This is a genomic window from Micromonospora sp. RTBAU3-60 (assembly GCF_054963695.1).
In genome coordinates, this window is the sequence record NZ_JBUEGB010000165.1 from 1 (window position 1) to 1678 (window position 1678).

At 69.7% G+C, this 1678-nt stretch carries 1 protein-coding gene; it reads right to left on the minus strand.

Annotated elements, in window-relative coordinates:
- On the minus strand, positions 1-1377 hold a 1377-nt coding region (locus ACY34I_RS40315), incomplete at its 3' end, for a nuclease/transposase family protein (protein ID WP_462760811.1).
- Positions 1378-1678 lie beyond the last annotated feature (301 nt).

Here is a 1678-nt window from a genome sequence, read left to right on the forward strand (position 1 = left end):
CCGGGCGGGGACGGTGACCACGGCGATACCGTGCTCGGCGGCGAGGTGCCGCATCCGGTCGACGATCTGCCCGCGCACCTGCTGGGACAGCCGGGTGTTGAGGGTGGCGCCCATGCCCCGTGCTTCCAACGACCGCAGATCTTCGACGTAGATGACGGTCGCCCGGGCGGCGATCGCCTGGTCCACGGCCCATCTGGCGGCAGCCCACGCGAGCGCGGCGTTCAGATTCTGGCGGCGTGCGGAGACGTGGCGGATCTCGTCGCGCAGCACCTCGTGCTTGCCGACGAGGTGATGCCGCTCGTCACGGCCGGCGAGGCGCTGGTAGTGGTCGGCTTTGGCATGCAGCCGCTCTGACAGGCGGCGCAGCCGGTGCTGTTTGGCGAGGATGCCGGCGGCCCGGAACTGGCCACCCGCCCCCAACGCGGTGATCCGCCCATCCTCGTGGAGCCGCAGGGCCCCCGCGCTGAGGAGGGTGTTGAGACCCCAGTCCACCCCGACCGCGACCGTGTGACCGGTGCGCCGGGCCTTCGGCACAGCGTGCGTGTACGCGACATCGGCGCGTACCTGCCGGCCGGCGACGCGCAGCGTGGGCAGGTGCAGCATCGCCGAGGCGGGCATCGTGGGCGGCAGGATGATCGGACAGGCCACCCACGTCCAATCCCGATACGCCCGCGGATCGGGGCGGGTGGGCAACTGCAACCGCAGCAACACCCTCCGAGGGTCGGTGTCGCTGCGTTCGATGGTGGCCTGCTGCCGGTCACACGCGGCCAACAGCAGCATCCGCGCGACCCGTGGGACGCCTTCCAGTTCGAACACGTCCGCCGGCAGTCGGCCATTGGCGGCAAGGAACCTGGCAGCCTGCCGGGTGCGGGACTTGATGACGCTCGACGGCAGATGCTCCCCGCCCGGAACCGCCTTACGTACCTGCTCCCACTCCTGCGCGGTGCGCTGACGCGGATCGTCCGGCCACGTCGCCAACACCCCGCCGGTCAGGCCCGCACGCCACCACGCCGAACGCAGAACCCGCCCCGCCTGCTCCTGCGCCATCCGCACGACCCGGTCATTGACCCTCACACCCACCGGCGCGGCGACCGTCCAACCCAGACGACGCAGCGCCATCCACGCGTTCGACGGAAGTTTCCGGCCACCCGCGTCGTGTCCGGAGGCCAACACCTCCACATCCGCGCAGTTCCACCGCTCCGCCAACAGGCCGGACACCATGCCCGCCACCAGATCGGCACACCAGCCGACCCGCTGCGCAAGCACCGCCTGCGACAGAACCTCACCGCTCTCCTCGTCCACCCCCGATCGGAGCAGGGCCCGGGCGCAAGCGGTACGGGAGACCTCACCCTCAGCCAGCGGCAGCTTCCCGGTCACCGACTCATCGCCCCGCCATCGATCCAGGAGAACCCGCGATCACGACCGGCCCACATCACCGGAATCTCCCCCGAACCAACCCAAAAGCGAAACGCCACGCACACGGCTAACCTATGATCACCGACGATTCCTAATCAAGTTGGTCAGCCTGACCAACCGCGAACCGCAGCCCCCGAGCGCCGCAGGGGGCAAGTTCAGGAGAAGGACAGCGACAGCAAGGATGACTCAGGAGGCGGACGGTTCGATCTCCCCCGCAAAGACGATGAACTGGTCGATGAGGCTCCGCCGCAGATGGACGACG